The organism is Telluribacter roseus, from assembly GCF_017355915.2.
In the GTDB taxonomy this organism is placed as follows: domain Bacteria; phylum Bacteroidota; class Bacteroidia; order Cytophagales; family Spirosomataceae; genus Telluribacter.
This window is the reverse complement of record NZ_JAFEUV020000001.1, coordinates 421,968-446,620: the sequence shown is the minus strand read 5'-3', so window position 1 is coordinate 446,620 and position 24,653 is coordinate 421,968. Positions and strand designations below refer to the sequence as shown.

Annotated in this window: 19 protein-coding genes; 13 read left to right on the top strand and 6 right to left on the bottom strand. The window is 51.4% G+C overall.

Annotated features, from left to right (window positions below):
• Positions 1–25: 25 nt before the first annotated feature.
• The 4 genes from JTN23_RS01860 to JTN23_RS01845 form a co-directional block, all read right to left on the bottom strand.
• On the bottom strand, positions 26–592 hold the full coding sequence (locus tag JTN23_RS01860; RefSeq protein ID WP_247231955.1) for an outer membrane beta-barrel protein: 567 nt from the start codon (positions 590–592) through the stop codon (positions 26–28).
• 149 nt (positions 593–741) lie between these two features.
• On the bottom strand, positions 742–2,034 hold the full coding sequence (locus JTN23_RS01855) for a DUF4249 domain-containing protein (RefSeq protein ID WP_247231953.1): 1,293 nt from the start codon (positions 2,032–2,034) through the stop codon (positions 742–744).
• A 177-nt stretch (positions 2,035–2,211) separates the two neighbouring features.
• Complete coding sequence (locus JTN23_RS01850; RefSeq protein ID WP_247231951.1) at positions 2,212–3,810, bottom strand: TlpA family protein disulfide reductase; 1,599 nt, start codon at positions 3,808–3,810, stop codon at positions 2,212–2,214.
• A gap of 384 nt (positions 3,811–4,194) precedes the next feature.
• The gene (locus tag JTN23_RS01845; RefSeq protein ID WP_247231950.1) at positions 4,195–6,591 is read right to left on the bottom strand and encodes a TonB-dependent receptor; all 2,397 of its coding nucleotides are present in this window, start codon (positions 6,589–6,591) and stop codon (positions 4,195–4,197) included.
• Between the two features lie 161 nt (positions 6,592–6,752).
• Here JTN23_RS01845 and JTN23_RS01840 point away from each other — a divergent pair, with 161 nt between their 5' ends.
• On the top strand, positions 6,753–8,015 hold the full coding sequence (locus JTN23_RS01840; protein ID WP_247231949.1) for a DUF4249 domain-containing protein: 1,263 nt from the start codon (positions 6,753–6,755) through the stop codon (positions 8,013–8,015).
• Positions 8,016–8,234: 219 nt separating this feature from the next.
• Here JTN23_RS01840 and JTN23_RS01835 read toward each other — a convergent pair whose 3' ends face one another.
• Entirely contained in the window at positions 8,235–9,455 is a 1,221-nt protein-coding gene (locus JTN23_RS01835) for an ABC transporter permease (RefSeq protein WP_247231947.1), read from the bottom strand.
• Positions 9,456–9,677: 222 nt separating this feature from the next.
• Here JTN23_RS01835 and JTN23_RS01830 point away from each other — a divergent pair, with 222 nt between their 5' ends.
• The 4 genes from JTN23_RS01830 (at position 9,678) to JTN23_RS01815 (ending at position 14,836) form a co-directional block, all read left to right on the top strand.
• On the top strand, positions 9,678–11,351 hold the full coding sequence (locus JTN23_RS01830; protein WP_247231945.1) for an amidase family protein: 1,674 nt from the start codon (positions 9,678–9,680) through the stop codon (positions 11,349–11,351).
• A 194-nt stretch (positions 11,352–11,545) separates the two neighbouring features.
• Positions 11,546–12,664, top strand: a complete 1,119-nt coding sequence (locus tag JTN23_RS01825) for a hypothetical protein (protein ID WP_247231943.1) — start codon at positions 11,546–11,548, stop codon at positions 12,662–12,664.
• 11 nt (positions 12,665–12,675) lie between these two features.
• Positions 12,676–13,989: an NCS2 family permease gene (locus tag JTN23_RS01820; protein ID WP_247231942.1), complete on the top strand. Its 1,314-nt coding sequence runs from the start codon at positions 12,676–12,678 to the stop codon at positions 13,987–13,989.
• A 10-nt stretch (positions 13,990–13,999) separates the two neighbouring features.
• On the top strand, positions 14,000–14,836 hold the full coding sequence (locus JTN23_RS01815; protein WP_247231940.1) for a 5'-methylthioadenosine/adenosylhomocysteine nucleosidase: 837 nt from the start codon (positions 14,000–14,002) through the stop codon (positions 14,834–14,836).
• Here JTN23_RS01815 and JTN23_RS01810 read toward each other — a convergent pair.
• Complete coding sequence (locus JTN23_RS01810) at positions 14,825–15,397, bottom strand: hypothetical protein (protein WP_247231938.1); 573 nt, start codon at positions 15,395–15,397, stop codon at positions 14,825–14,827. The two genes, JTN23_RS01815 and JTN23_RS01810, sit on opposite strands and share 12 nt — an antisense overlap.
• Before the next feature lie 114 nt (positions 15,398–15,511).
• On the opposite strand from JTN23_RS01810, the gene sucD reads away from it, so the two are divergent.
• The 8 genes from sucD (at position 15,512) to porN (ending at position 24,603) form a co-directional block, all read left to right on the top strand.
• Positions 15,512–16,390 (top strand): succinate--CoA ligase subunit alpha, encoded by an 879-nt coding sequence (gene sucD / locus JTN23_RS01805; protein WP_247231936.1) that lies wholly within the window; start codon positions 15,512–15,514, stop codon positions 16,388–16,390.
• 59 nt (positions 16,391–16,449) lie between these two features.
• Complete coding sequence (locus JTN23_RS01800; RefSeq protein WP_247231934.1) at positions 16,450–17,631, top strand: DUF4271 domain-containing protein; 1,182 nt, start codon at positions 16,450–16,452, stop codon at positions 17,629–17,631.
• Positions 17,632–17,675: 44 nt separating this feature from the next.
• Positions 17,676–18,461 (top strand): uroporphyrinogen-III synthase, encoded by a 786-nt coding sequence (locus JTN23_RS01795; protein ID WP_247231932.1) that lies wholly within the window; start codon positions 17,676–17,678, stop codon positions 18,459–18,461.
• Between the two features lie 146 nt (positions 18,462–18,607).
• Positions 18,608–19,561 (top strand): PorP/SprF family type IX secretion system membrane protein, encoded by a 954-nt coding sequence (locus JTN23_RS01790; RefSeq protein ID WP_247231930.1) that lies wholly within the window; start codon positions 18,608–18,610, stop codon positions 19,559–19,561.
• Between the two features lie 256 nt (positions 19,562–19,817).
• Entirely contained in the window at positions 19,818–20,903 is a 1,086-nt protein-coding gene (gene porK / locus JTN23_RS01785) for a T9SS ring complex lipoprotein PorK/GldK (protein WP_247231928.1), read from the top strand.
• Between the two features lie 107 nt (positions 20,904–21,010).
• Positions 21,011–21,835, top strand: coding sequence for a type IX secretion system motor protein PorL/GldL (porL, locus tag JTN23_RS01780; RefSeq protein ID WP_247231925.1), 825 nt, complete (start codon positions 21,011–21,013; stop codon positions 21,833–21,835).
• Positions 21,836–21,892: 57 nt separating this feature from the next.
• Complete coding sequence (porM, locus tag JTN23_RS01775; protein WP_247231923.1) at positions 21,893–23,485, top strand: type IX secretion system motor protein PorM/GldM; 1,593 nt, start codon at positions 21,893–21,895, stop codon at positions 23,483–23,485.
• Between the two features lie 56 nt (positions 23,486–23,541).
• The gene (gene porN / locus JTN23_RS01770; protein ID WP_247231921.1) at positions 23,542–24,603 is read left to right on the top strand and encodes a type IX secretion system ring subunit PorN/GldN; all 1,062 of its coding nucleotides are present in this window, start codon (positions 23,542–23,544) and stop codon (positions 24,601–24,603) included.
• The last annotated feature ends 50 nt before the right edge of the window (positions 24,604–24,653 follow it).

Here is a 24,653-nt window from a genome sequence, read left to right as displayed (position 1 = left end):
TTAAATAATAAAGGCTTAACTTGATTTATTTTAGATACAGCGACAGACCGAATCGGAGCGTTACCGCGTCAGTAATTCTCCTGCCAAAATCATTTCTTAAGTAATAGCGGTAGTTGGCATCTGCTTCTATGGCTACTTTAGGACCTACAAAGTAGGCTACACCAGCCCCTAGCGATGTATTCCACGCCTCATCTTCTCTCATCCTACTTACTACACCATTCGAATACGTGATAATATCCCGGTTCCAGCTTCGACCTACCATCAGGTTCACATAGGGTCTGGCTTTCCAGTTTCCAATATAGTAGCGGCTCAACCCATAAAAACTTGTTCTTTTGGCTTTATGAGTAAGATCCTCAAAGAAGATATGGTGGGTATAATCCAAAGAGAACTGAGTACCTAAAGCCAGATTTCTGCCTATGAAATAACCAAGTTGAGGGGCCAGCTGCAGGCTGGTTGTTGTACTATACTTCGCCCGCTTAAATGAGCCATTTCCCGAGAGCCCCACCATCCAGGTACCCTGGTCGGTTTGGGCGAGAGAGGAGAAAGACAGTAAAGTTAACAAAGCCAGTAAAAGGGTGGATTGCTTGTTCATAAGGGACAATTGGATGGATGATTTTATAAAGAACATATCTGTGTCAGGTCAACCTTTGCTGTCTTTTGTACGGGGTGGCAAATACATCAAGAAGAAGATTTTCTATTTATAAAACCTCCAATGCTCCCCACAGAGGATTACTAACTCACCTACTCGTCTCGCCACCCCTCCGGCTTAAATGGGGTACTTGTATTATTGTTCTCACAGATGGCCGTGGGTACCCGGGGCGGACCTCCGTAAATACTGATTAAAGGCGAAAAAGGGGGTAACGGTTCGGGAGAAGGCCGACGGCCGGTAAGAGCATAAAATAACTCTTCCTCCCAATTCAGAATTACACCATTATCATCATAAGCCCCTATGGGCAAGCCAGTAGCATCCCTTCGGTCGAGCCAGTAACGCAGCTCCGTAACCGAAGAAGCCGAGAAGAATCCTACTACTATTTCCTGCGGATTGGCCGCATTTCGAATATTACCGATGGGAGCCGTGGGGGGCGTATCTGCCAGGCCTCCCGAATTCTGAGTCTGGGTTTCGACCAGGGTAAAGAACGAATGGGCTTCCGGAGTAATACCTGACTGCCGGATGACGACCAGAGCTGGTGATCGCTGGTTGTAGGGAACCACACCTACCTTTCGCCGCTTTATAGGGCCTCCGTTACTGAGGGCATCATTGAAAAGATTCAGATTGTTGTTATGGATAATTTCCCAGCAGCGAGTTCGGCAGCGATAGTCATACACCCAGTACCAACTCGGAACAATGGGCTCATTCCCATTAACAGCGGGAGTAGTGGGGGGATAAAAACAGTCTTCAAACAGCTCATCCCCCGATACAAACATCCGGTGAAAGTACTGATTGGGAAGGATGTTGTAAACGGCATAAATGCCATTCGAGCAACTTTTACACCACTCCTTCCTCTCGTAGAGCGTCCAGTCCCATTTATAGTAGTTGTGCTGACTTTCGGGGTCCTGCGTATCCAGATAAAACTCGTGAGCCCCCATGGTGGGGATGATGTGGTTTGGCCGAGGTACCCTGGGATTAAACTCCGCCTGCACCCGCTCAATGGGCGATACCGGTGGCATCAGCTGCTGGTTGGAGAGGTAGGTAGTACCATCCTTGAGTGTGATACGTAGTTGGTAGGTGCGCCCCGTCTGCCCCCGAAAATCGCTGGGAAGCTGATAGCTGCCGTCCACGGTTTCGTGAGCGGGTACTACCTGCGACGAATCCACAATTACCTCCACGGTAGCATCGGTGACGGGTGAGGTACCAAAGCGACCAGTGATGGGATCGGCGCGGGAGCGGTTGATCCGGATGATCTGCGGCTCGGGCAGGTTGGTAATCATACCATCTACTACCAGTACATCCACCGTAGCTTTTATTTGTGGGTCAAAAGCATCCACACAGCCGGACAGGGCCAGGCATACCGCCACCACTACCAGCCATGCCATTTTTCTTATGTGTAACAGGAGCTTATCCATCTACTCAAACTTCAAGTTATACGTCAGACTGGGAATGGGGGCGGCAAAGATCGCCAGCCGGTAGGGGTTGGTGGCCTGCCCCTCGGTGCGGTAGTAGATAGATTAGTAAATACCTTTTTTGTAACCTGCAAACGGATTGTTACCTATCTAAGGTTTAGCTGCCAATTGGGTCAATAATAAGCCTGTCTCTCCACTTTCCACCCGGGGAGCGTTGGCATAAGTGAGCCTGCCAGTCTTATCGAAGATCATGTAGCGCGGGATGGTATTTACCTTTTGCTTTTTCAGAAAATCCGAAGCCTTGGCATTCACCACCAGGTAGTTCTCTGAATAGGTATCAAGCTTCTCCTTCGCGCTGGCTACCTGCCAGGGTTTAGGGCTGCCGTCGATGGACAGGTACACAAACACTACTGGTTTGTCCTTCAACCCTTCTCGCAGACTGGCCGAAGCGGGCATGGCGGCGCGGCAGGGGGCACACCAGCTCGCCCAGAAGTCCAGGTAGATGACCTTGCCCTTGTGCCGTTGCTTAAGCTCATCCAGCGTGAGGCGGTTGCCTTTCAGGTCCGCCAGCACGACCGAACCGGTTTCCTGCCGACTGCTGTCGAGGTCCAGCGCAAACTCTTCCCGGAGCTGCCGCGTCAGCAGCGTGTCCCGGACCTGCTGCTCAAATTGGGCGAGGTACGACAAAAAATCCTCGTGAGAGTAGTAGTGCCGGATACGGCGGACTTCGCGCGCCAGCAAACGGTTCCGGTCCTGCTCACCAAAAAGGGACGAGGTACTTAGCTGTGCAAACACCTCCTTCCGATCCCGGTTAGTGCCATCCTCTATTTCTTTGTATGCGGCCTTCTGGACAATGTACTTCTCCGCGACAGCCTCAATGAGCTCGCGGTGGTAGGGCTCGGGATAGCCATAGGCGTTGACCTGGTAGTTCCGTAGCAACGTCCCTACTTGCGGCTCGGGTACCTGATCGGTTTCTATATTGATGTAATGACGCAGCTGCTGCACCTTATTCTTGTGATACCGGTAAGGTACCTCTGACATCTGGTCCAGCGCGCGGAGCGAATCCAGCAACTCGTCCTCCTTTTGCAGGTAGGCCAAGGCGTCGGGGTACAGAGCTTTTTTGAGTGGAGGTAGCAGCCTATTATTTCTTTCTATTATTTGTTCTAAGGTCAGCCGACTGTTCTCAGCTATCATCGCCTTGCTGGATAAAAGTCCCTTTGCAGAAAAATGATTTGCTCCCAGGTAGCTTCCCATGGAGGAATACTGCCCGCATTGGAAGTGGTCGCGGACCAACTGTTCAATACCAAGGTCATAGGAACGTACCTGGCGGTTCAGGACGGTGAGGTGAGGGCGCCCCTGCCGGTACTCAATCTGGACGGAGTCGCCCTTCTGGAGTAGGTAATCGTTGTAATCCAGGTAGTTGGTTTGGTGGCGCAGTACCAGGTACTTCTCTTTGAGCGGGAGTACCAGGGGCTCGGGTAGCAGGCCGGGTTTCATCTCAATCTGCTCCTGCTCAACTCCCCAATAGAGAGAAACGAGCCGGTCATTGCGCAGCCACATTTTTTCGGTGTGGTAGAAGTAGTTGTCAATATCGGGTTTATTCTTGAACAGCACTACGATGGTGTCAGGTGTGCTGTCTTTTGTATCGCTCGCCTCTGTGTTGCTCGCTTCACTACCAGTCTGCTCTGTTGTGCAGGAGGTACAATAAAAGTGCGAAATGACAGCCAGTAGAGTAAGAACTGTTTTCATAGGAAATGGTAGTTATAACGTGCAAACTTTGCTACAAATCAGACTTTCCTTTCAGGATATAAACTCCCATTCTAAACTTTATCAAAGTTTACTACTCCGGCTTTTAGTAATATAAGTCAGCAGATACCTTGAAGAGTAGAGGCAAGTAAAGGATAACTAAATTTTAAGTTATACAATTCTGCCATAAGCACCCAAATAAGGACTACAGCGTTTGAAAAAATTTATCCAACGGTCATCTGCCAGTAGTTACGCCCCCTGTAAAGCATACTTTTCTGTCTGAAATGGATCTTTTTTGAACTACATATAGGAAAGATCAGCCACTCCAGGTACACCACGGCAGCCCCCCCTGGCTTTGAGTCAGAGTATAGTATCTTTTAGCCCTACTTACTCAAACTTCAAGTTATACGTCAGACTGGGAATAGGCGCGGCAAAGATCGCCAGCCGGTAGGGGTTGGTCGCCTGCCCCTCGGTGCGGTAGTAGATCGAGTAGGCGTTCTTGCGGCCGTAGAGGTTGTAGACTGTGAAGGTCCAGTGCCCCTGCCAGCGCTTGTTCCGCATACTGGGGTTGTAGATGTTCCAGGCAAAGTCCAGCCGGTGGTAGTCAGGCAGCCGCTGCATGTTGCGCTGGTTATAGAAGGGATAGGTGCGGTCCTGGTAGCGGATGAAGCCCTCAGGCGCCGTGTAGGGCCTGCCGGTGCTGTAGACAATGTTAAACGAAAAACTGTGGTGCCTGCCCTGACGAATGTTCAGACTGGCATTGAGGCTGTGCGGCCGGTCGTAGTTGGCCCTGTACCAGTCGCCCCCGTTGATCCGCTGGTGGAAGTCCGCTCCGGTCACCACCTGGTTGAAGGTGCGCGCATAGGTGTAGTTGACCCAGCCGGTGAGCTCCCCCTTCTTGCGGGTCAGCATCAGCTCCAGCCCGTAGGCCCGGCTGCGGCCCGCCAGCAGGCTCGTCTCCGGATACGCTTCCAGCAGGAAGTTGGCTCCGGGCTTGTAGTCCAGTACCTGGGCCGTGCTGCGGTAGTAGACCTCCACCGATAGCTCAAAGATATTGCTCTTAGAGTTGTGGAAGTAGCCCGCCGACCACAGCTGACTGACCTGCGGTTTGATGTGCGCGTCGGAGGTTTTCCAGCGGGAGGTGGGCAGGGGCGTGGTGGTGTTGGACACCACCTGCAGGTACTGCCGCATGAGGTTGTAGCCCAGCTTCACCGAACTATTCTCGCCCAGCGCGTAGCGCAGCCCCAGCCGCGGCTCGAAGCCCCCGTACTGCGCTGTGACCGCTCCGGCTCCGTAGCGTACTGAATCTACTACGGTCGTCACATCTATGATCTCACCGCTACCATACTGCCGCACCACCGAGGGACCCAGGTTCTGGAAGTGCGAGTAGCGCACGCCCGCCGACACGGCCACCTGCTCGTTCAGGCTGATCTCGTCTTCCAGGTGCAGGGCCAGCTCCAGGGCCTGCTCAGGCGGCGTGCGCCGGTACTGCACCGCCGGGCTCCGGTTGGGAATCAGCTCCCCCGGGTTCAACTGGTAGTGGGTGGCGCTCAGGCCCATCTCGATCTTCTGGTTCTCCAGCTGGTAGTTGAGGTTGGTCTTGGCCTGCCGCTGCCGCAGCGCCTGTCTGAGCTCCACGGCGTTGTTGGTGCTATCTTCTATCGACAGGATGCTGGGCTGGTAGTCCGCGATCATGGCGGTGGTCTGCAGGTTGAGCCGGGGTGAGAAGGCGTGGAACCAGCGCACCATGGCGTTGGCAGTCTTGTGCTCGTACTTGGTAGCGACAGCATTGACATTGGCCAGGCTCCCCAGCAGGTCCGTCTGGAACAGGTCGTAGCTGTAGTAGGCCATGGCTGTCACGGTGTTGCGGTCATTGACCCGCCAGAAGAGCTTGGTGGTACCGTCCCCAAAGTTAGCCCTGATGTTCTCCAGGCGCGGCGATACCATCCGCATCAGGTAGTCATTGAAGGCCCCGCGCCCTGATACCAGCAGCCCCAGCTTTCCTTTGATGATGGGCGTTTCGAGCGTGAGCCGGTTGGCTACCAGGCTGATGCCCCCGTTGAAGCGGGTCTGGTCCAGATCGGGGTTTTTGAGATTGATGTCCAGCACCGAGGCGGCGCGTCCGCCGTAGCGGGCGGGGACACTGCCCTTGTAGAGGTCCAGGCTGTTGACCACATCGGGCGGAAAGACCGAGAACATGCCGAACATGTGGGTGGGGTTGAAGATGGGCGTGTCGTCGAGCAGGATCAGGTTCTGGTCGGTGTTTCCGCCGCGGATGTTGACGCCGTTAGCGGCTTCGCCCACACTGGTCACTCCCGGCAGCATCTGCAGGCTCCGCAGGATGTCCACCTCCCCCAGGGCGGCGGGCATGCGTTTGAGGGTGGCGATGTTGATCTGGGTGACGCCCAGCAGGGGCTGTCGCACGGTGCGGTCGTAGGCTTTGGAGGTCACTACTACTTCTTCGAGCTGGCTTTCCACACTGGCCAGTCGTACATCGTAGTGGGTATCACCCGTGACACGCAGAGTGGTGCGTAAGGGGACGTAGCCCACGTAGCGCACCACCAGAATGCGAGGTCCCGCAGGTACTCTGATGCTGTAGTGCCCGTTGTCGTCGGTATAGGTGCCGCTGGTGGTCTTTTCGTAGTCAATGATCACCGCCGCCCGCACCAGGGGCCGCCCAGAAGCCGAATCACGCACGGTGCCGGAGAGGGTGTGGCTGAGCTGGGCCAGGGTAGGGAAGGTCAACAGGAACGTAAAGGACAGCAGCAGGTAGAGTCGGGTCATAGCGGTGTAGTGAGAGCAGAAAGGTAGTAGTGCAAAAGGATGAAGAAATATAATTAAACTTTTATTTACTACTGATTTTTTTTACCTTTTTAGCTCCAAATGTCCCACACCAGCCTTCTTCGACTATGTATTCCAGGGCCTTTCTACCTCTACTACTGTTTATGCTACTCCTTTCGGGCTGCGTGGACCAGTTTGACCCGCAGTTACCGGGCAATCTGGATGTAGTCGTTGTGGATGGTACCATCACCAACCTGCCCGAGCCGCAGATTATACGCCTCAACCGCTCGAAGAGCGACCCCATCAACGGCAGGCCCGGCTTTATGCCTTTGACCAAAGCCAAAGTACAGGTAGTGGTAGACTCCTCTCAAGTAGTGGAAGCTCATGAAACCTACGATGGCGTCTACGCCCTTCCCGCTGACTTCCGGGGGCAGGTGGGGCACGCCTACCAGCTGCGCTTCACTCTCAGCGATGGCACTACTTACCAGTCTACCCAGCAGGTCATGCCGGATGTACCTCCTATGGGAAAGGTACGGGCGGAGTTTAACCCCAATAGCCTCTCCCCTACACTGCTGAACGGCTATCGGGCAGCCCACGACTTCTACATTGATACGCAGGACCCGGAGGGGCAGCCCAACTACTACAAGTGGGACTGGAAGCTCTGGGAAAAGCAGGATTGGTGCCGGACGTGCGAGCAGGGCGTGTACTCCATCAATAATGTGATAATAAAGTATTTGCCAAATGGCCGTCCTATCTTAGAGTTAGGAAACGAACTCTATGAAGACTGCTTTTCTCCTCCCGCAGATTACTTTCTAAATAGACTTGTCCCCTACTGGTACTATGACTATCGCTGCCGCACCAAGTGCTGGTCCATCTTCTTTAGTAACGAGCTTAACCTCTTTGCTGATGGCTACACCGATGGAGCCTTCATTGCCAACCGCAAGGTGGCACAGATCCCTTACTACCAGCAACACGGTTGCCTGGTGGAGTTAAGGCAGTCCAGCCTAACGCCCTCGGCCTACCGTTTCTTCAAGGACCTACAGGAGCAGACCCAGAACAACGGAGGCATAGCTGACCCACCGCCCACTGCCTCCATCGGTAATGTACAAAATAGCGGTAACGCCGAGGAACTGGTGATAGGTTACTTTACGGCTTCGGCTGTCTCTACGCAAAGGTACTGGCTCGACCGCACCGATACCCGGGGAATACCTTACGGCGGTGGTGTAGACCCGCTCGGGAATTTCATTGCGGGGACAGATCAATTGTTCTACGCGATTTTCCGTCGACTGCCCTACCCGGAGCCCGATCCACCGACTGTCCCAATTGTTCAACTTATTGATAATTCTTCCCGCAGTCGACCCTACACAGCTATCTGCCTGGATAGTGAGAAGCAAACATCGGCTATGCCGGAGGGCTGGCGGGAGTAGAGTGATGCAGAATATTTCTACATTCCAAGGTTCCTTTACTACATGCGTCTAAATCTTACATAGCATACTGTTAGACTTGACACTTCTCTCGGAAAGCCTTAACTACTTTGGTAGAGTAACAGCTAATATAATTAGTTGAATGGCTCTTCTTTCGCCAGTGGTTGATCATACATTTCTATTTTGCAGTACGCTGTTACCACTCATAATTTTCCTAACCATTTACTTCTTAAACAGCAAAGCCCGGATGGGTTGAATACGGGTAATGACGTAGGTTGGAATTAGTAATACCAGTCCAACCACCAATAACGTAATGGCGTTGACCAGCAGGATGGTACCCCAGTCAAAGACAATGGGAACGGTATCCATGTAATAGTTGACGGGGTCGAGGGGGATGAGCTGAAACCGGGACTGTACCCAGCAGAAAAGAAGGCCGATGGCGTTGCCAATGAGCAGGCCGCGTGTTACTATATGCAGCCCGACGCGCAGAAAAATCTCCCGGATCTGTCTGTCTGAGCTACCCAGCGTCTTGAGCAGCCCCACCATCGGGGTGCGCTCCATGATCATGACCAGCAGGATTGAGATCATGTTGAAGCAGGCCACAAACAGGATAAGTGTAATAAAAATAGCCGTGGTGCGGTCGAGCATCTGGAGCCAGTCGAACAGGGGGCGGAAGCTTTCGGTGACTTTCTGCAGGACCATGTCCGGCGACATCCGGTCAAATACCTGCTCGGCTACCTGATCCAGCTGGTCAAAGTCCCTTAGATAAATTTCGTAAGTACCTACCGTGTCAGCGCCCCAACCGTTGAGGCGCTGCACCAGTGATATTTCTCCGATAATCAGCTTAGTATCAAATTCTTCCAGTTCCGTCTCATAGATCCCTACGACCTGAAGCTTTCGTGCGCGAGGCGGATTCTGAACGAAGTACATTAGCACGTCGTCACCAGATTTAAGGCGTAACTGGCTGGCGATCTTGCGACTGAGGATAATTTCGGTGGAGTAACCGCTGTCGGGTCGCTGGATCAGCCGCCCCTCCACGAGGCTTTTTTCAAAAAGCGTCCAGTCGTACTTTTCGTCCACTCCTTTTACGACAATACCTTTCAGCTCATCGGGTGTTTTCAGGATACCGGGCTTATGCGCCACCGCGTGCCAGTGCCGGATTTCGGGCATCCGGTCCAGATCTTCCGCCAAGGGAGTCTGACGGGACAGCGGGCCTTCTTCGTAGGTATTGCTTAGCGTTAGCGCGCTCACCCGCAGGTGGGCACCAAATAGAAACACTTTTTCCTGGATGGTTTGCTTAAAGCCAAGCAGGACCGCAAATGTAACCGAGCCCACGGCTACTCCTATGGCGATACAGGCCGCGCCAATCCGGGATACAGTAGCCGAGAAAGAACCTACTTTGTTGTGCCGTATGCGGCTGGATATAAACGAAGGGAATCGCAACAGGAGGCGTAAGGTTTAGTGATCAATATAGTACTTCAACAAATTAACGAAAATTTTGACCCTAAGGAATTTTATAGCCTATCACTACTGCTACTGGAATTACTGTTCCTACCAGACTACTCCCCCATTTTTTTAGGTAGTTGTCGTACCTATATTTGTATATTCGTAGGTTTCAACCAGAACAAGTACCCATTCATCAACCCAATCCAGTTCTTTAAGTACATGCAGAAATATACCAAAGGCCTCCTGCTGGGGGCCGGATTCCTGGGCAGCTTCACCCTGGGCTCTTTCTTAACCATTCACCCGCCCCGCCCCATCACTACCGATCTGGTCAATCAGGCCTCCGAGATATTCGGATTGGAGTTTACCGAGGCCGAGCGGGACTCTATGCTGACCGAGCTGACCGAGGCTCGCGAAAGCTACGAGAAGATACGTAAGGTGGACCTCTCCAATGATGTCGCGCCCGCGCTTGAGTTTAACCCAATACCTACTGGCTTCACTATTGATCAAACGCGCAAGCCATTTCGTCGTAGTCCCGCTGGCAAGGTAGTGCTGCCCAAGAATCAGGAGGAGCTGGCGTACTATACGGTATCTGAGCTATCGGAACTGATTCGTACGAAGCAGATCAGCTCCGAGGACCTTACTAAGTTTTTCATCGCGCGACTAAAAAAGTACGATCCCAAGCTGCATTGTGTGATTACGCTTACGGAAGACCTGGCACTGGCTCAGGCCCGCAAGGCCGACGCCGAGATCAAGGCCGGGAAGTACCGCGGACCACTGCACGGTATCCCTTACGGAGCCAAGGACCTATTAGCTACCAAAGGCTATAAGACTACCTGGGGCGCTATGCCGTACAAAGACCAGACCCTGGACCTGGATGCGACGGTGATCAAGCGGCTGGAAGAGGCGGGCGCAGTACTGTGCGCCAAGCTGACACTGGGAGCACTGGCCTGGGGCGATGTGTGGTTTGGTGGCATGACCCGAAACCCGTGGGCCCCCGAATCCGGCTCCAGTGGCTCGTCGGCTGGCTCGGCTTCGGCGGTATCGGCCGGACTGGTACCCTTTGCCATTGGTACCGAAACGCTCGGCTCCATTGTATCGCCTTCGACGGTATGTGGTACTACCGGGCTACGGCCCACCTACGGCCGGGTAAGCCGCCACGGAGCCATGGCGCTGAGCTGGAGCATGGACAAGATTGGCCCCATCACCCGCTCCGTAGAAGACTGCGCCTATGTATTTAACGCCATATACGGCCCCGACGGACAGGACGCTACGATCATAGAAGCTCCCTTTAACTACGCTCCTCTGCAAAGTCTGAAAGGTACCCGCATTGGCTACCTAAAGAAAGCCTTTGACGCGGAGTACCCCAACAAAGCCAACGACCAGGCAACACTCGAGACACTCCGCAAACTGGGAGCCGAACTGGTACCCATGGAGCTGCCCTCCGGCTATCCGGCCGGTGATATGACCATTATCCTGTCGGCCGAAGGGGCGGCGGCTTTTGACGAACTCACCCGCTCCAACCGCGACGACCTGATGGTGCGGCAGATCAAGAATGCCTGGCCTAACGTGTTCCGGGCAGCCCGCTTTATACCGGCAGTAGAGTACATCCAAGCCAACCGGCTGCGGACGAAGCTCATTCAGGATATGTACAAGACGCTCAAGACGGCTAACGTAGACGTATACCTGTCACCGACCTACGGCGGGGGCAACCTCACCATCACCAACCTGACGGGGCATCCGTGCGTGGTACTGCCCAACGGATTCAGCCAGAAGGGTACTCCTACCAGTATTACATTTATGGGGCAGCTCATGAAGGAAGATAAGGTTCTGGCCGTAGCCAAGGCTTACCAGGATGCCACGGATCACCACCGCAAGCACCCCAGGCTCGATTAATTTTGTTTCTGAATTAATCATTTTAGGCACAATAATTTCATACTGTAGCGGTATTAACCCACTACAGTATGAAATTTATTTACCTAGTATTTTTGCTTCTTATTAGTACCGGAGTTCTCCAGAGTACCTATGCCCAGTATTCGGCTCCGCCGAAATTATTTCTCAATTGTACTGCACACTGCCATAGCGATTACGTGCGGTCTGAGCTTACTTTCTTTGACTTTGTACGGGACCGCTACGTAGCTGATGTTGAGATCATGGTCAATGGGATGCCCACCGGTTCGGGTGGTTTTGAATATACCCTCACTTTTATCGGACACAACAACTACGCGAGTATTGGCGATACTATTCAGTTTGCTACCCAGCTGGCCGACACGCAGGATATCATCAGAAAGGCCATAGTCAAAAACATCAAGCTGGGCCTGGTCAGGTACATCATAGATTCTGAACTGATGAAGTCGGTAACCATTGATTTTGCCAAACGAGAAGCAATAACTGATGCTCCGGCTGTAGACAAGTGGAATTTCTGGGTATTCAGGCTGGGAGGGAGCGGCTCGTATAACAGCGAGAGTAACAAGAAAAACACCTCCATCCATACCGAACTGAGCATTAACCGGGTGACGGACGCCTCCAAGTTTTCTTTTTACAGCTACCACAACCAGTACTTCAACCGCTATGTGGTGGACGGTGAAGAAGTAAGCGCACGTAATACCAACTACGGACTATCCGCCCTCTACGTCAAAAGTTTTTCGGACCATTGGTCAGCGGGAGGCTTCTACAAGGGCTTCCACTCCATATACCAGAATATCGACTTTTCCCACAGTGTAGCTCCTGCCATTGAGTACAGCTACTACCCGGTATCGGAGGTCATGCGGCGCCAGTTCCGGTGTGTCTACCAGACTGGCTTTCGACGGCTCACCTACCTTGAGACGACGATTTACGATCAACTGGAGGAGACCCTACCCTACCACCAGCTGACCGGCATCATGGGAGTTACCGAGCCCTGGGGTACCTTTAATGCTGAACTGAACGGGTACCAGTACCTGCACGACTTAAAGAAAAATAGCCTGAGCCTGGGCCTTAACCTCAACTGGCGGGTAATCCAGGGGCTGTCGGTCTGGCTCCACAGCAATTTCAGCCTGATCAACAATCAGATTTCTTTGGCCAAAAGCGAAGGTGACGCCAGCGAAATCCTGCTCAACAACCGGCAGTTACCTACCAATTTCCGCTTTGGATCCTCCTTTGGAATGTCCTATACGTTCGGATCGATTAGTAATAATGTAATAAATCCACGATTTTCGGGGGTTCATTAACCCCCAGATCCATGCTTGAACGCTACTTTGCCCTATCGCGCAACGGCACCAGCGTACGTACCGAACTCATAGCTGGCCTTTCTTCCTTTCTGGCTACGATGTACATCATTGTGGTCAATCCGGCTATACTCAGCCAGACCGGTATGCCCTTCAGCGGGGTACTTACGGCTACGGTACTGCTTTCTTTTTTCAGTAGCCTGATGATGGGACTCTACGCCCGCAATCCGCTTATTGTAGCACCGGGTATGGGACTCAACGCATTTTTTACGTTTACGGCTGTAAAAGGAATGGGACTCGCCTGGGAAACGGCTTTGGGTACTGTGTTCTGGGCGGGAATAATTTTCCTCCTTCTGTCCATTTTTAAGGTCAGGACCCTATTACTCAGGGCTATACCTCAGCCACTTCGCCACGCCATTGCCGCCGGCATCGGCTTCTTTATTGCCCTTATCGGATTTACCAATGCAGGCTTTATCGTTGACAATCCCGCAACCCTAACGGGTATAGCCCGCGTTGATAATGCCGTGACGGCCACCTTCATCATCGGACTTTTCCTGACCGCCGCCCTGGTAGTTCGGGGAGTCAAAGGAGCCATTATCATAGGTATCACCACTACCACCCTGCTGGCCGCGCTGATCGGCAGAGTGTGGGGAGGAGCGGTACCCCTGATCAACTGGGATGGGTGGATATCCTCCCCCGATTTCAGCCTGCTCTTTCGCCTCGATCTGGCAGGGTCACTGCAGTGGTCGCTGTGGCCGGTTATCTTTGCCTTTGTGTTTACGGACCTGTTCGATAGCCTGTCTACCTTTGTGGGAGTAGCCGAAGCGGCCAACCTGAAAGATGCCAGCGGCGAGCCTCTTAATGTCAACGAAGCCCTGCTTACGGATGCCGTGGCTACTACGCTGGGCGGGCTGTTGGGTAGTAGTCCCGGTACTGCTTACATCGAGTCGGCCGTGGGGATTGAGCAGGGCGGGCGTACGGGCCTGACGGCCGTTTTTGCGGCCCTTTGCTTTCTGCCTTTCATGTTTTTGTCCCCGCTGCTGTCGGTCATACCGGCTATTGCCACGGCTCCGGCACTAATCATTGTGGGAGCCTACATGATCCGGCCCGTGGTACGCATCAACTGGCTGGCCATGGACGAAGCCATACCGGCCTTTCTGGCTATCCTGCTGATCCCGTTTAGCTACTCTATCACGCAGGGGATTATCTGGGGCTTCCTGAGCTGGACCGCCCTCAAAATCGCCACCGGCAAATACCGCGAACTATCACCTACCCTACTGGTAATCGACGCTTTTGCCTTACTCTCTCTACTTACTGTCAGTCACTAATTTAAGTACCATGTATATTTTTGTAAAACGCCCCCTACTCGTATTTTTCGTCTTATTCACCTTTGGAATTCCTGTTATATCCAATGCTCAGATCTATAAGACCCGGCCCGTTACGGCCCTGCTGGGTGCCTTTGATGATGAGGTAAAGCTACTGGAACAATCCGTCAAAAAAGCGAAGAAACATACCATCCACGGCATCCAGTTTACGACGGGTGAGCTCAATGGCCGCCAGGTAGTGATAGCTCTGACGGGAGTCGGAAAGGTAAACGCCGCCATGACCACTACCCTGGCTCTGCAGACCTTCAGGCCCTCGGAAGTGGTATTTACCGGTATTGCCGGTGGTATCAATCCGGAGCTGTTGCCGGGAGATATTGTGATAGGCAAAGAAACCAGCCACCACGACTTTGGCTACATCACCTTCCAGAAACAGGCCACCCGCCAGACCCGCAACCCTATCACGGGCGAGTTTAACCCGGACTTTTTCCCAGCGGATTCGGGCCTGCTGAGTAAGACCCTGACGGCGGTAAGCAAGGTAACGCTGGAACCCACTTCGGCCAGTCGCCGGGCTCCCCGGGTGATCACGGGACGTATCGTAACGGGCGATGTATTTGTGTCATCAGCCGAAAAGGTAGCGCAGCTTCGTACAGACTTTGGAGCGGATGCTACCGAAATGGAAGGCGCCGCGGTAGCTCAGGTGTGCTGGCAGCAGCAGGTCCCCTGCATAGTGATCCGCAGCCTGAGCGACAAGGCCGACAGCAATGCAAGGGAAGACATGCTCAACTTCGTAAAAGTAGCCGCCCGTAACTCGGCGGCCCTGGTAGTGGAGCTGGTAGGCCTACTTAAATAAGATCTGGTACTCGTTCTGTACGGCTTTGCCGGCACAGTAGATGCCCAGCGCGATCAGGTAGTGATTGATATCTGCCATGCCAGCCTTAGCGGCCAAAGCCAACAGCATCATCGAGAATACCACCCACAGGGCGCTTTTCTGTTTTCGGAGCAGCCCCCAGCACGCTATGATCAGGGTAATAACCAGGCAGAGTGGCTGTACCACCTTCACCATGGCTATCATATTAAACCACTGCAGGCCAAAGTAGACACCGCTGCCGGCCCCGATGGTGCCCCAGAAGGTAAGCCGGCCTGTTTCGGACAGCATAATCAGCCCCCACGACGCCACCACCATACATACGGCACCAAGGGTGGATTGCAGCCTGTCCAGAGAGCTGTATATTGGTTGAAGGGAGTCAAATCCTGCGAAAAGGAATACTCCGACCAGTGAAGTCATGGCTATGCTAAGGATGAATATCCCCCACAGCAGGCGGTTGTAGATGGATTGTTTATTAAAGAAAACCACAAACACTACCAGGCCTGTAATGCATAGAATGAAATCAGATATTATGTATGTAATCATCTTCGAAATACTTTCTATTGAACATGGATACGTTGAAGCAATTTACAAATTATAACCACATTTTGCTACTTAGGGCTTTTCGTTCTACTTTTACCAAAAAAACCGATCTATAACATGAGCGTTTTAGTAAATAAAAATTCAAAGGTTATTGTACAAGGATTTACTGGTTCAGAGGGTTCATTTCATGCCCAGCAAATGATTGAATACGGTACCAACCTCGTCGGTGGAGTAACACCTGGCAAGGGAGGCCAAAGCCACCTCGATCGCCCGGTTTTCAATACAGTAGACCAGGCAGTACGTTCGACCGGTGCTGATGTATCTATTATTTTTGTGCCGCCTGCATTTGCCGGCGACGCTATCATGGAAGCCGCTGACGCGGGCATCGGTGTGATCGTATGTATCACCGAAGGTATTCCTACCAAGGACATGATGATGGCCAAAAACTACCTCAAAGGCAAAAACGTTCGCCTGATCGGTCCTAACTGTCCTGGTATCATCACCGCCGAAGAGTGTAAAGTAGGTATCATGCCCGGCTTTATCTTCAAGAAAGGTACCATCGGTCTGGTGTCTAAATCAGGTACACTTACCTACGAAGCAGTAGACCAGCTAACACGCGCCGGCCTTGGCCAGACTACCGCCATCGGTATTGGTGGTGACCCCATCATTGGTACTACTACCAAAGAGGCCGTAGAACTCCTTATGAACGACCCCGAAACAGAAGCTATTGTTATGATCGGTGAAATTGGGGGAAGTATGGAAGCAGATGCGGCCCGCTTTGTACAGGAACATGGAAATAAAAAACCCGTAGTTGGTTTCATAGCCGGACAGACTGCTCCCAAAGGCCGTCGTATGGGACACGCCGGTGCCATCATCGGAGGTGCTGACGATACCGCCGAAGCCAAAATGCGCATTATGCGTGAGTGTGGTATATTCGTAGCTGAATCTCCTGCCGTTATTGGTGAGACTATGCTGGTTGCTTTGGGCAGAAAATAATCACTACTACTATATATTATCGAAAAGGGCTGGGGAAACTCCGCCCTTTCTTTCTAGCAATGAAAATTTTTCATTCACTGCTTTTGTTGGTTCTTACTGCCGTCGGACTATTACTCCCTAATTCAGCCGAGGCAGTAAATGAGGTGGGGCCTAATAAGAAGTACTTCCTGGTATATGATTACCAAAATGACTGGCTGGTCTATAGCACACGCTATCAAAACTACGTACCGTACACCCGCTCCCTGCACGAAGAAGCGCTGTCGGTGAGCCTGCTGGTTGATCTTTTAAAAAACCGTCACTACACGCTGCTGATTCAATCACAGAAACAGAACTACCTGTTTGTGGAAGGGGCGCTTCAAAAAAAAGTACAGGAAGGACAGTGGCTTGTCCTGAACATCGATAGTCTGTACCGCACCTACCGTAAAGACGAAATCCTGATTACCCTGTACGGGTCCAACGGCATCGACGGCCGAAAGGTACTGGTGGCCAATCTCAAAACGGCTAGTCCGGTCGTACTGGACCGCACCGCTCCCTCCTCTCTGATCAATATTAAGCCCAAGCCCAAAAATCCGTTCAGTGATTTTTCGGCCCTGGTGATGCTGATCATCCTGGTCATGAACGTGCTGGCGTACAACTCGTTTCCCATGGCTTTCGGGCGCTTTATCAATCCGCTTGACTTCCTGGACCGCGACGAGCGCGACGACATCAATAAGCTCAACAAACCGTACAGCAGCCAGGTGATCCTGTTCACGATCCTGCACTGCCTGGTAGTCAGCTACCTGCTGGTTGTGTTTTCCTACAATGGTGTCAATCTGTTTGGGTCAGGAAGGATACTCTCCGGAGGCGCCGATCTGGCCGAACTAACCACCGACTACTTCAAGCTGCTGGGTATCACCTTCCTGCTGTTTTACCTTAAGTACATCTACATGGCGCTGGTGGGGGGCATGCTCAATCTGGATAAGGTAGTGCCGATCCATTACTTTAAGGCTCTGCAGATCACATACCTGTTCCTGGGGCTATTCGCCATTCTCGTATTTTCCTATACCCTTTACAGCCCCGTCTGGGCCGTCGATTTCGAAAAAACGGTTATTGCTCCCTTTGTTATCTTTTACCTGCTGCGGTTCATTTCGCTGTACATTCTTATCAAGCCTAGCGGCTCTTTTATAAATCTGTATTTATTTTCGTACCTTTGCGTCATCGAAATAATACCCCTCATCATAGGCGTAAAGTTTGCTCTCTGATTATAAGGCGCTATTTCGAAGGGATATCTAATGCTGAAAAATAAATGAGTGAGACCATCAAATTTGACCAGGATCGGCTCAATAGGGTGACAAGCATCCTGGTAAGCCAGTCGAGACCTGCCGATGAAAATTCCCCCTACTATGAGCTAGCAAGGAAGTATGGTATTAAAGTAGATTTCCGTCCCTTTATTCATGTAGAGGGGGTATCCTACAAAGAATTCCGTAAGCAAAAGGTCAACATCCTGGACCATACAGCGATTATCTTCACCAGCCGTAATGCCATTGATCACTTCTTCCGCATCTGTAACGAAGGCAGAATAGAAGTACCGGCTGACATGAAGTATTTCTGTATATCCGAGCAAACAGCCAATTACCTGCAGAAGTACATCGTAATTCGCAAACGCAAGATATTTTCAGGCACCAAGACCGCCGCTGAGCTCATTGAGCTGATCCGTAAGCACAAAAACGAGAAGTTTCTGTACCCTTGTTCGGATGTTCGTAAAAACGATATTCCGGAGTTTGCTGATACCGAGGACCTCCACTTTACGGAAGCTACCATGTACCAGACGGTGTCGTCAGACCTGTCGGATCTTGAAGACGTGTACTATGATATCATAGCATTTTTTAGTCCATCCGGGATCAAGTCGCTGTTCGAGAACTTCCCGGACTTCAAACAGAATAAAACCCGTATCGCAGCTTTCGGGCCTACAACGGCCAAGGCGGTAGAAGAAGCGGGTCTGTTTCTGGACATCCAGGCCCCCCTTCCCAACGCTCCTTCCATGACCGGAGCCCTGGAACTTTACATTCGAAAAGCGAATAATATCCAGTAACAATCTGATAAGCAAAAGGCCGGGAAAATTTTCCCGGCCTTTTGCTTATTTCTCAATTTTTTTCCTGATTATGCGTTATTCTCTAAACTTTTGGGCAGTGGAGCAGTATTTTACAGAGAAGATGTCCCGATATGACCTTAACCTTTATGATGCGAACATTTACTTCACGCACACTGGCGGTAGCTCTGCTGCTACTAACACATTGGGCCTTTGGGCAGCAAGATCCTCAGTTTAGCTTATTTTCGTTAAATCAAATCTACTACAACCCCGCCGCATCCGGAGCTGATGGAATTACCCGCTTCCAGCTCACTCACCGCTCACAGTATGCTGGCTACCAGGGCACTTTTGACGATGGCGGCGCCGCTTCCAGTCAGCTTTTCTCTTTCAGCATGCCCATCAAGAACATTGGGATTGGCTTCTATGCCCTCAACGACCGTATGGGTCCGCTTACCAATCAGGACTTTCAGCTATCGGCTGCTTATCGCATTCCTGTTACCAACGGCAACTTCGCGGTAGGTGCCCGGGCCGGTATGTACCGCCGCGCCATTGACTACAACCGCCTGCGTCCCGGTGAGCCGGGCGACCCGCTTATCCAGACGGGCGTTGTTTCCGAGATTCATCCGGATGCTTCCGTAGGTGTACGCTACGAAACCAGCGCCTACTACGTGGGTCTGTCGGCGACACACCTGCTGCGAGCTAAATATAAGCTGGGCTCAGAGACCGCTACCAATCCGTTGGTTCCTGTCTACTACCTCAACGCGGGCATGCTGCTGGAATTTGGCTACCTGCTTTCGGTACAGCCCATCCTGCTCGTCAAAACGGATCTGAATGAATTTTCGGTAGAGGGTGGCGCAATGGCAACGTACAATGAACGTTATTGGGGAGGAATCACATATCGGCATCAGGATGCGGTCATACTTATGGCAGGTATCAACCTGATGCGGGACCAGTCCCTGCGGCTTTCGGGTGCTTACGATATAGTAATAGGTGGTACCAACGTCAAGACTCCAACGTCTTACGAAGTGCTGCTATCCTACGCTCTGCCGGCTCCCAAAGTAGGCAAGAAAACGATCGTACGCACACCCAGATTCCGTTTCTAGATTATTAAGTGCGAAGGTGACACTTTTTTGAGGGTTTGGTCTAATTGTTGTTAGACACTTTGCGAAGCTTGATTTATCTTTGGGGCTTTTACTAAGAAATTAAAGGTTAATATACGAAACATGTATAGGTTTCGTTAGGACGATTAGAAGCTGGAGTTTCTAATTGAGGAAATAAGGCACTTATTAGAGTATACTATTCAATTACAGGTTAACGTTTTTACAACTGACATTAATTATACAAAATAGCAAAAGCCACATGAATGTAAACATGTTCTATCGGAACGGAGTCAAAAGTTTGCTTGTGATAGCCTCGCTCGTACTTATGCAGAGTTGTGGCTTTATCAAAGAGCGCTTTGGCGGAGGAAAAGGTGAAGAAAGTGGAGTCACGAATGGTGAGATTACTGCTACTGCCCGTAAAGGGTATCGTCAGACTACACCGGCAGGGATGGTAGCAGTTCCATCGGGATCATTTGTGATGGGACAGGCCGACGAGGATCTGGCAGCCACTATGGTAAATATGAACCGTCGTGTTACGATCAGTTCATTTTATATGGATGATACCGAGATCACCAATCACGAGTACCGTCAGTTTATTGATGCACTCATGGTAGACTCCATATCAGTACTGGGTGAAGAAGAGATCAAAACGAAGTACTACCCTGATACCACTGTATGGAAAAAGGACTTTGCCTACTCTAACGGTGACCCGATGGTGGAGTACTACTATATGCACCCTGCCTTTGATACCTATCCGGTAGTAGGTGTAAACTGGGTCGCTGCTCAGTATTTCAGCAAGTGGCGTACCAACATCTACAATGACTTCCGTGGTAAAGAAGGCATGTTCTATTCTCCATCGTTCCGCTTGCCAACCGAGGCGGAGTGGGAATGGGCAGCCCGTGGTGGTCGCGCCAGTGCCAAGTACCCATGGGGTAACCCTTATACCATGAACGGTAAGGGATGCTTCCTGGCTAACTTTAAGCCACAGCGTGGAAACTACGATGCCGACGGCTATCCGTACACCGCTCCGGCTAATGCTTACAACCCGAACGAATACGGCTTATATAATATGGCTGGTAACGTGGCCGAATGGACACTGGATGCCTACGCTGACAACGCCAATGCTATCATGTGGGATATGAACCCGAAAAACGATGACCCTGCCGAGCCTCGTAAGGTAATCAAGGGTGGTTCCTGGAAGGATGTAGCCTACTACCTGCAGACAGGTACCCGTAGCTACGAATTCGAAACCGAGCGTCGCGCATTCATAGGCTTCCGCTGCGTCATGGATAATGTGGATGGGCGCCGGGGGGCCAGCGCAGGTCGCGGTCGCGGGCTTCGCTAACCAAACTTTAAAGAAAAGAAGCAGCGCAAAGCTGCTTCTTTTGTAACTACTTCTTTTCAACCTTTTTTATTCACAACCTATAATAATTGTAAACAACTTGATTTAGTATGGCTAAGAACAACGGTTCCAGTTTTTTCTTTGATAAAGTACTACCTACATTGTACAGTGCCGGTGCCGCAGTAGTAGTACTAGGTGCCCTCTTTAAAATTCAACACTGGGATGGTGGTAGCGAGATGCTAACCATCGGTCTGGGTACCGAAGCAGTAATTTTCGCTCTGTATGCTCTACAGACATTTGCACAGCCGGTTCAAAAAGAACCAGATTGGTCTCGTGTATACCCTGAACTCGCTGATGACTATGCAGGCGCTGGTGTTACTACCGGCAGAACAGTAGCCGTAGGTACTGGCAATGGCCTGACCGCCGGTATGGATAAAATGCTTTCTGACGCTAAGATTTCTCCTGAAATATTCGAGAACCTGGGCAAGGGCTTCCGTAACCTGTCTGACACAGTAAGCCGCCTGTCTGACCTGACTGACGCTACCGTAGCTACCAACGAATACGCTCATAACGTTAAGTCTGCCTCTGTTGCAATCAATGACATGAACAAGTCATATGGTGTAGCTATCAACGCTATGTCATCCATGGCTGACGCTACCCGTGACGCTCAGTCGTACCGTGAGCAGTTCCAGCAGATCACTAAGAACATGGGCGCTCTGAACGCCGTATATGAATTAGAGTTGCAGGATACTACCAAGCACCTGAAGGCAATGAATGCGTTCTATGGCAACCTGACAGCCGCTATGGAAAACATGGCCGATGCTACTAAGGAGTCGCAGGTATTCAAGAATGAGATGACCAAGTTGACCAACAACATCTCGTCGCTGAACCACATCTACGGCAACATGTTGACTGCTATGCGCGGTAACGCCTAATATTGGAACAATCCTCTAATTAACTAACCTTTCACTGAAAACTGATCACTGAACCATATGGCAGGTGGAAAAGAATCTCCCCGTCAGAAGATGATCGGAATGATGTATCTGGTGCTGACCGCGATGCTTGCGTTGCAAGTAAGTTCGGCAATCATTGAGAAATTCATTCTACTTAATAATTCACTCGAATTATCTTCTGGGGCAGCTAATAAGATAAATCAAGAAACCGTACTAAGAATAAAAGCCGCCGTCGAGAAATCGGGTAACCGGGCTTCTGACGTTTCGGTAATGAAACAAGCTGATGAAGTACGTAAAGCGTCGGCTGATGTTATCAACGAGATCAATACCCTGAAGCAGCAGATCATCCAGGATGCGGGTGGCGGACTTAATGAGCAGGGTGGTATCGTTAACCCACAAGAAGAAGATAAAGTAGCCCAAATGATGATTGGGGCTAATAAGAATGGTAAGGCCTATGCTCTGAAGCAGCGTCTTAACAACTTCGTAAACAGTCTGAATAACTACGGCAACCAGAAGTTTCAGCCGTTGGCAATGGACGGCAGCCAGGACCCGGTTGCCAGTAACAATCCGGACCAGCGTAACAAAGACTTCGCTGAGCTGAACTTTGCACAGACTCCCGTAGCCGCGGCCCTGGCGGTACTTAGCCAGAAGCAGACGGACATCCGTCGGATGGAAGGTGAAGTACTTACTTATCTGGCCAGCAAAGTGGGAGCTGCTGATATTAAGTTTGACCGTATCCTGGCTATGATCAGCTCGGAGTCAAAAGTAGTAGCAGCGGGTGCCAAGTACCGTGGAGAAATGTTTATCGCGGCTTCGGCCTCGGGTATTACGCCTCGTATGAGTCTGAACGGATCACCGGTTCGGGTTGAGAATGGTAGAGGTATTATCGAGTTTACGGCACAGGGTGGTGCCTATAACGCCGAAGGTCTGGCTCGCAAAGTACTGACCGGTACTATCTCCTTCCCTACTCCATCCGGACGTGATACTACCGTACGCCTTGAGCATGAGTACTTTGTTGCGAAGCCTACGTACCAGATCGAGACCGGTACTTTGCCTCCTTTGTATCTGGGATGTTCTAACAAGCTCAGCGTTCAGAGCCCTTCACTGGGTGCCCTGTGGGCTCCAAGCTTCTCGGCTGATGGTGCTGAAATTATACCAAGTGGTCAGAAAGGACGGATTACCATCGTTCCTAACAAGGCACAGGTTAGTCTGAACATTAGCAACCAGGGTAACATGCTAGGTACCGAGAAATTCCGCGTATCGCGTGTACCGAAGCCTTCTCTGGAACTACGTGTTAACGGATCCCCGCTGGATGAGCGTCGTGGTGCGCCGGCCTCTGGTGCCCGTAGCCTTCAGGTACTGGCTATTCCGGATGAGAGCTTCAAGAACTTCTCACCCGAAGATGCTCAGTTCCGCGTCAATCAGATTCAGGTTTCGCTGGCTCGTGGTAACCGTCGCGTAGCCGGACCAATCACACTGAATGGTGGAGGATCAATATCATCACTGGCTCAGCAGGCCGAGTCTGGTGACCGTTACGTAGTAGAGATTCTGGGCGTGCAGCGCCGGAACTTCCGCGGTAATATCAGTGATGTCGAAATGGGGAACCAAACTCGTATCATTCCGTTATACTGATTTAGGTTTTATATCGTTATAAAGAAAAATCAAAATAGACATCAGTGGCTATGAGAATGAATGGTAAAGTTATAGCATGGTCAATACTCTCCCTGGCAATGGGTACTACGGTAGCTCACGCGCAGGAGAGAGATGAGTCGAAAGACAATCAGCTGTCAGCGCGCCCCATTGATCAGAATGATATCATGATGAAGCGTACGCTGTGGCGTAGAGTGGATCTGAAAGAAAAGCAGAACCTACCGATGTTCTCGTCTAATAACGAGATCACCCGTTATCTGTTGGAAGCCGCTAAAGCCGGACTTATTCCTGCTTACACAACGGACTCGTGCACCACGGAGATGACAACCGACCAGTTACGCAAAAAGCTGCTGATGCCTAATCAGACGGTAGGCCTCTCGGAGGAAGAAATTGCGGCTGGTTTTGGAAAGCCACAGTCTACCGATGGTGGCTGGGATGCTAAACCTGCCGGTGCTACCAAGTCAGAGGAGAAGCCTGCCGATGACGGCTGGGGGGCTCCAAAGAAAGAGACCAAGAAGACTGCCGCTGTGGAGGATGACGGTTGGGGAGCTCCTGCACCAAAAAAATCTACTACTACCGCAAAGGGTAAAAAAGGTGCAGCAGCTAAGGAAGAGAAGCCCGCTGAAGAGGTTAAGCCCGCTGATGACTTCCAGCAGGATGTGATGATGGCAGCTACCGAAGAGGAGTTCTTCCCGGATCAGCTGAGTCTGCTTGAAATGAAAGAAGAGTGGACGTTTGACAAGAAGCGCTCACGCCTGTACATGGATATTCAGAGCGTAGGTATCCTACTGCCTGCCGAGCAGAACACCGCTACCGGTATGGAGATACCTGTTGCTTACTTCAAGTACAAGGATATAGATCGTCTGTTCAGAAGCGATGCCAAGAAGTACATCTGGTATAACACCCAGAACCAGGCTCAGCACAAGAACCTGGCCGATGCGCTGGATCTGCGCCTGTTCTACGGACGTATTATCAAGTACTCCAATCCTAACAACAAAGATTTCCTGTCAATCTACAAGAACGACAAAGAAGCCTTGTTGAAGTCTCTACAGTACGAGCAGGAGCTTATGGAGCTTGAGCACGGTCTGTGGGAATACTAAGAGTGACTCTGTTGAAATAAAAAGGAGCGGCCGTTTGGCCGCTCCTTTTG

Bases quoted from the DNA above. Each gene is read 5' to 3' on its own strand.
- JTN23_RS01860 (WP_247231955.1), bottom strand. From the start codon at position 592: ATGAACAAGCAATCCACCCTTTTACTGGCTTTGTTAACTTTACTGTCT.
- JTN23_RS01855 (WP_247231953.1), bottom strand. From the start codon at position 2,034: ATGGCATGGCTGGTAGTGGTGGCGGTATGCCTGGCCCTGTCCGGCTGT.
- JTN23_RS01850 (WP_247231951.1), bottom strand. From the start codon at position 3,810: ATGAAAACAGTTCTTACTCTACTGGCTGTCATTTCGCACTTTTATTGT.
- JTN23_RS01845 (WP_247231950.1), bottom strand. From the start codon at position 6,591: ATGACCCGACTCTACCTGCTGCTGTCCTTTACGTTCCTGTTGACCTTC.
- JTN23_RS01840 (WP_247231949.1), top strand. From the start codon at position 6,753: ATGCTACTCCTTTCGGGCTGCGTGGACCAGTTTGACCCGCAGTTACCG.
- JTN23_RS01830 (WP_247231945.1), top strand. From the start codon at position 9,678: ATGCAGAAATATACCAAAGGCCTCCTGCTGGGGGCCGGATTCCTGGGC.
- JTN23_RS01820 (WP_247231942.1), top strand. From the start codon at position 12,676: ATGCTTGAACGCTACTTTGCCCTATCGCGCAACGGCACCAGCGTACGT.
- JTN23_RS01815 (WP_247231940.1), top strand. From the start codon at position 14,000: ATGTATATTTTTGTAAAACGCCCCCTACTCGTATTTTTCGTCTTATTC.
- JTN23_RS01810 (WP_247231938.1), bottom strand. From the start codon at position 15,397: ATGATTACATACATAATATCTGATTTCATTCTATGCATTACAGGCCTG.
- sucD (WP_247231936.1), top strand. From the start codon at position 15,512: ATGAGCGTTTTAGTAAATAAAAATTCAAAGGTTATTGTACAAGGATTT.
- JTN23_RS01800 (WP_247231934.1), top strand. From the start codon at position 16,450: ATGAAAATTTTTCATTCACTGCTTTTGTTGGTTCTTACTGCCGTCGGA.
- JTN23_RS01795 (WP_247231932.1), top strand. From the start codon at position 17,676: ATGAGTGAGACCATCAAATTTGACCAGGATCGGCTCAATAGGGTGACA.
- JTN23_RS01790 (WP_247231930.1), top strand. From the start codon at position 18,608: ATGATGCGAACATTTACTTCACGCACACTGGCGGTAGCTCTGCTGCTA.
- porK (WP_247231928.1), top strand. From the start codon at position 19,818: ATGAATGTAAACATGTTCTATCGGAACGGAGTCAAAAGTTTGCTTGTG.
- porL (WP_247231925.1), top strand. From the start codon at position 21,011: ATGGCTAAGAACAACGGTTCCAGTTTTTTCTTTGATAAAGTACTACCT.
- porM (WP_247231923.1), top strand. From the start codon at position 21,893: ATGGCAGGTGGAAAAGAATCTCCCCGTCAGAAGATGATCGGAATGATG.
- porN (WP_247231921.1), top strand. From the start codon at position 23,542: ATGAATGGTAAAGTTATAGCATGGTCAATACTCTCCCTGGCAATGGGT.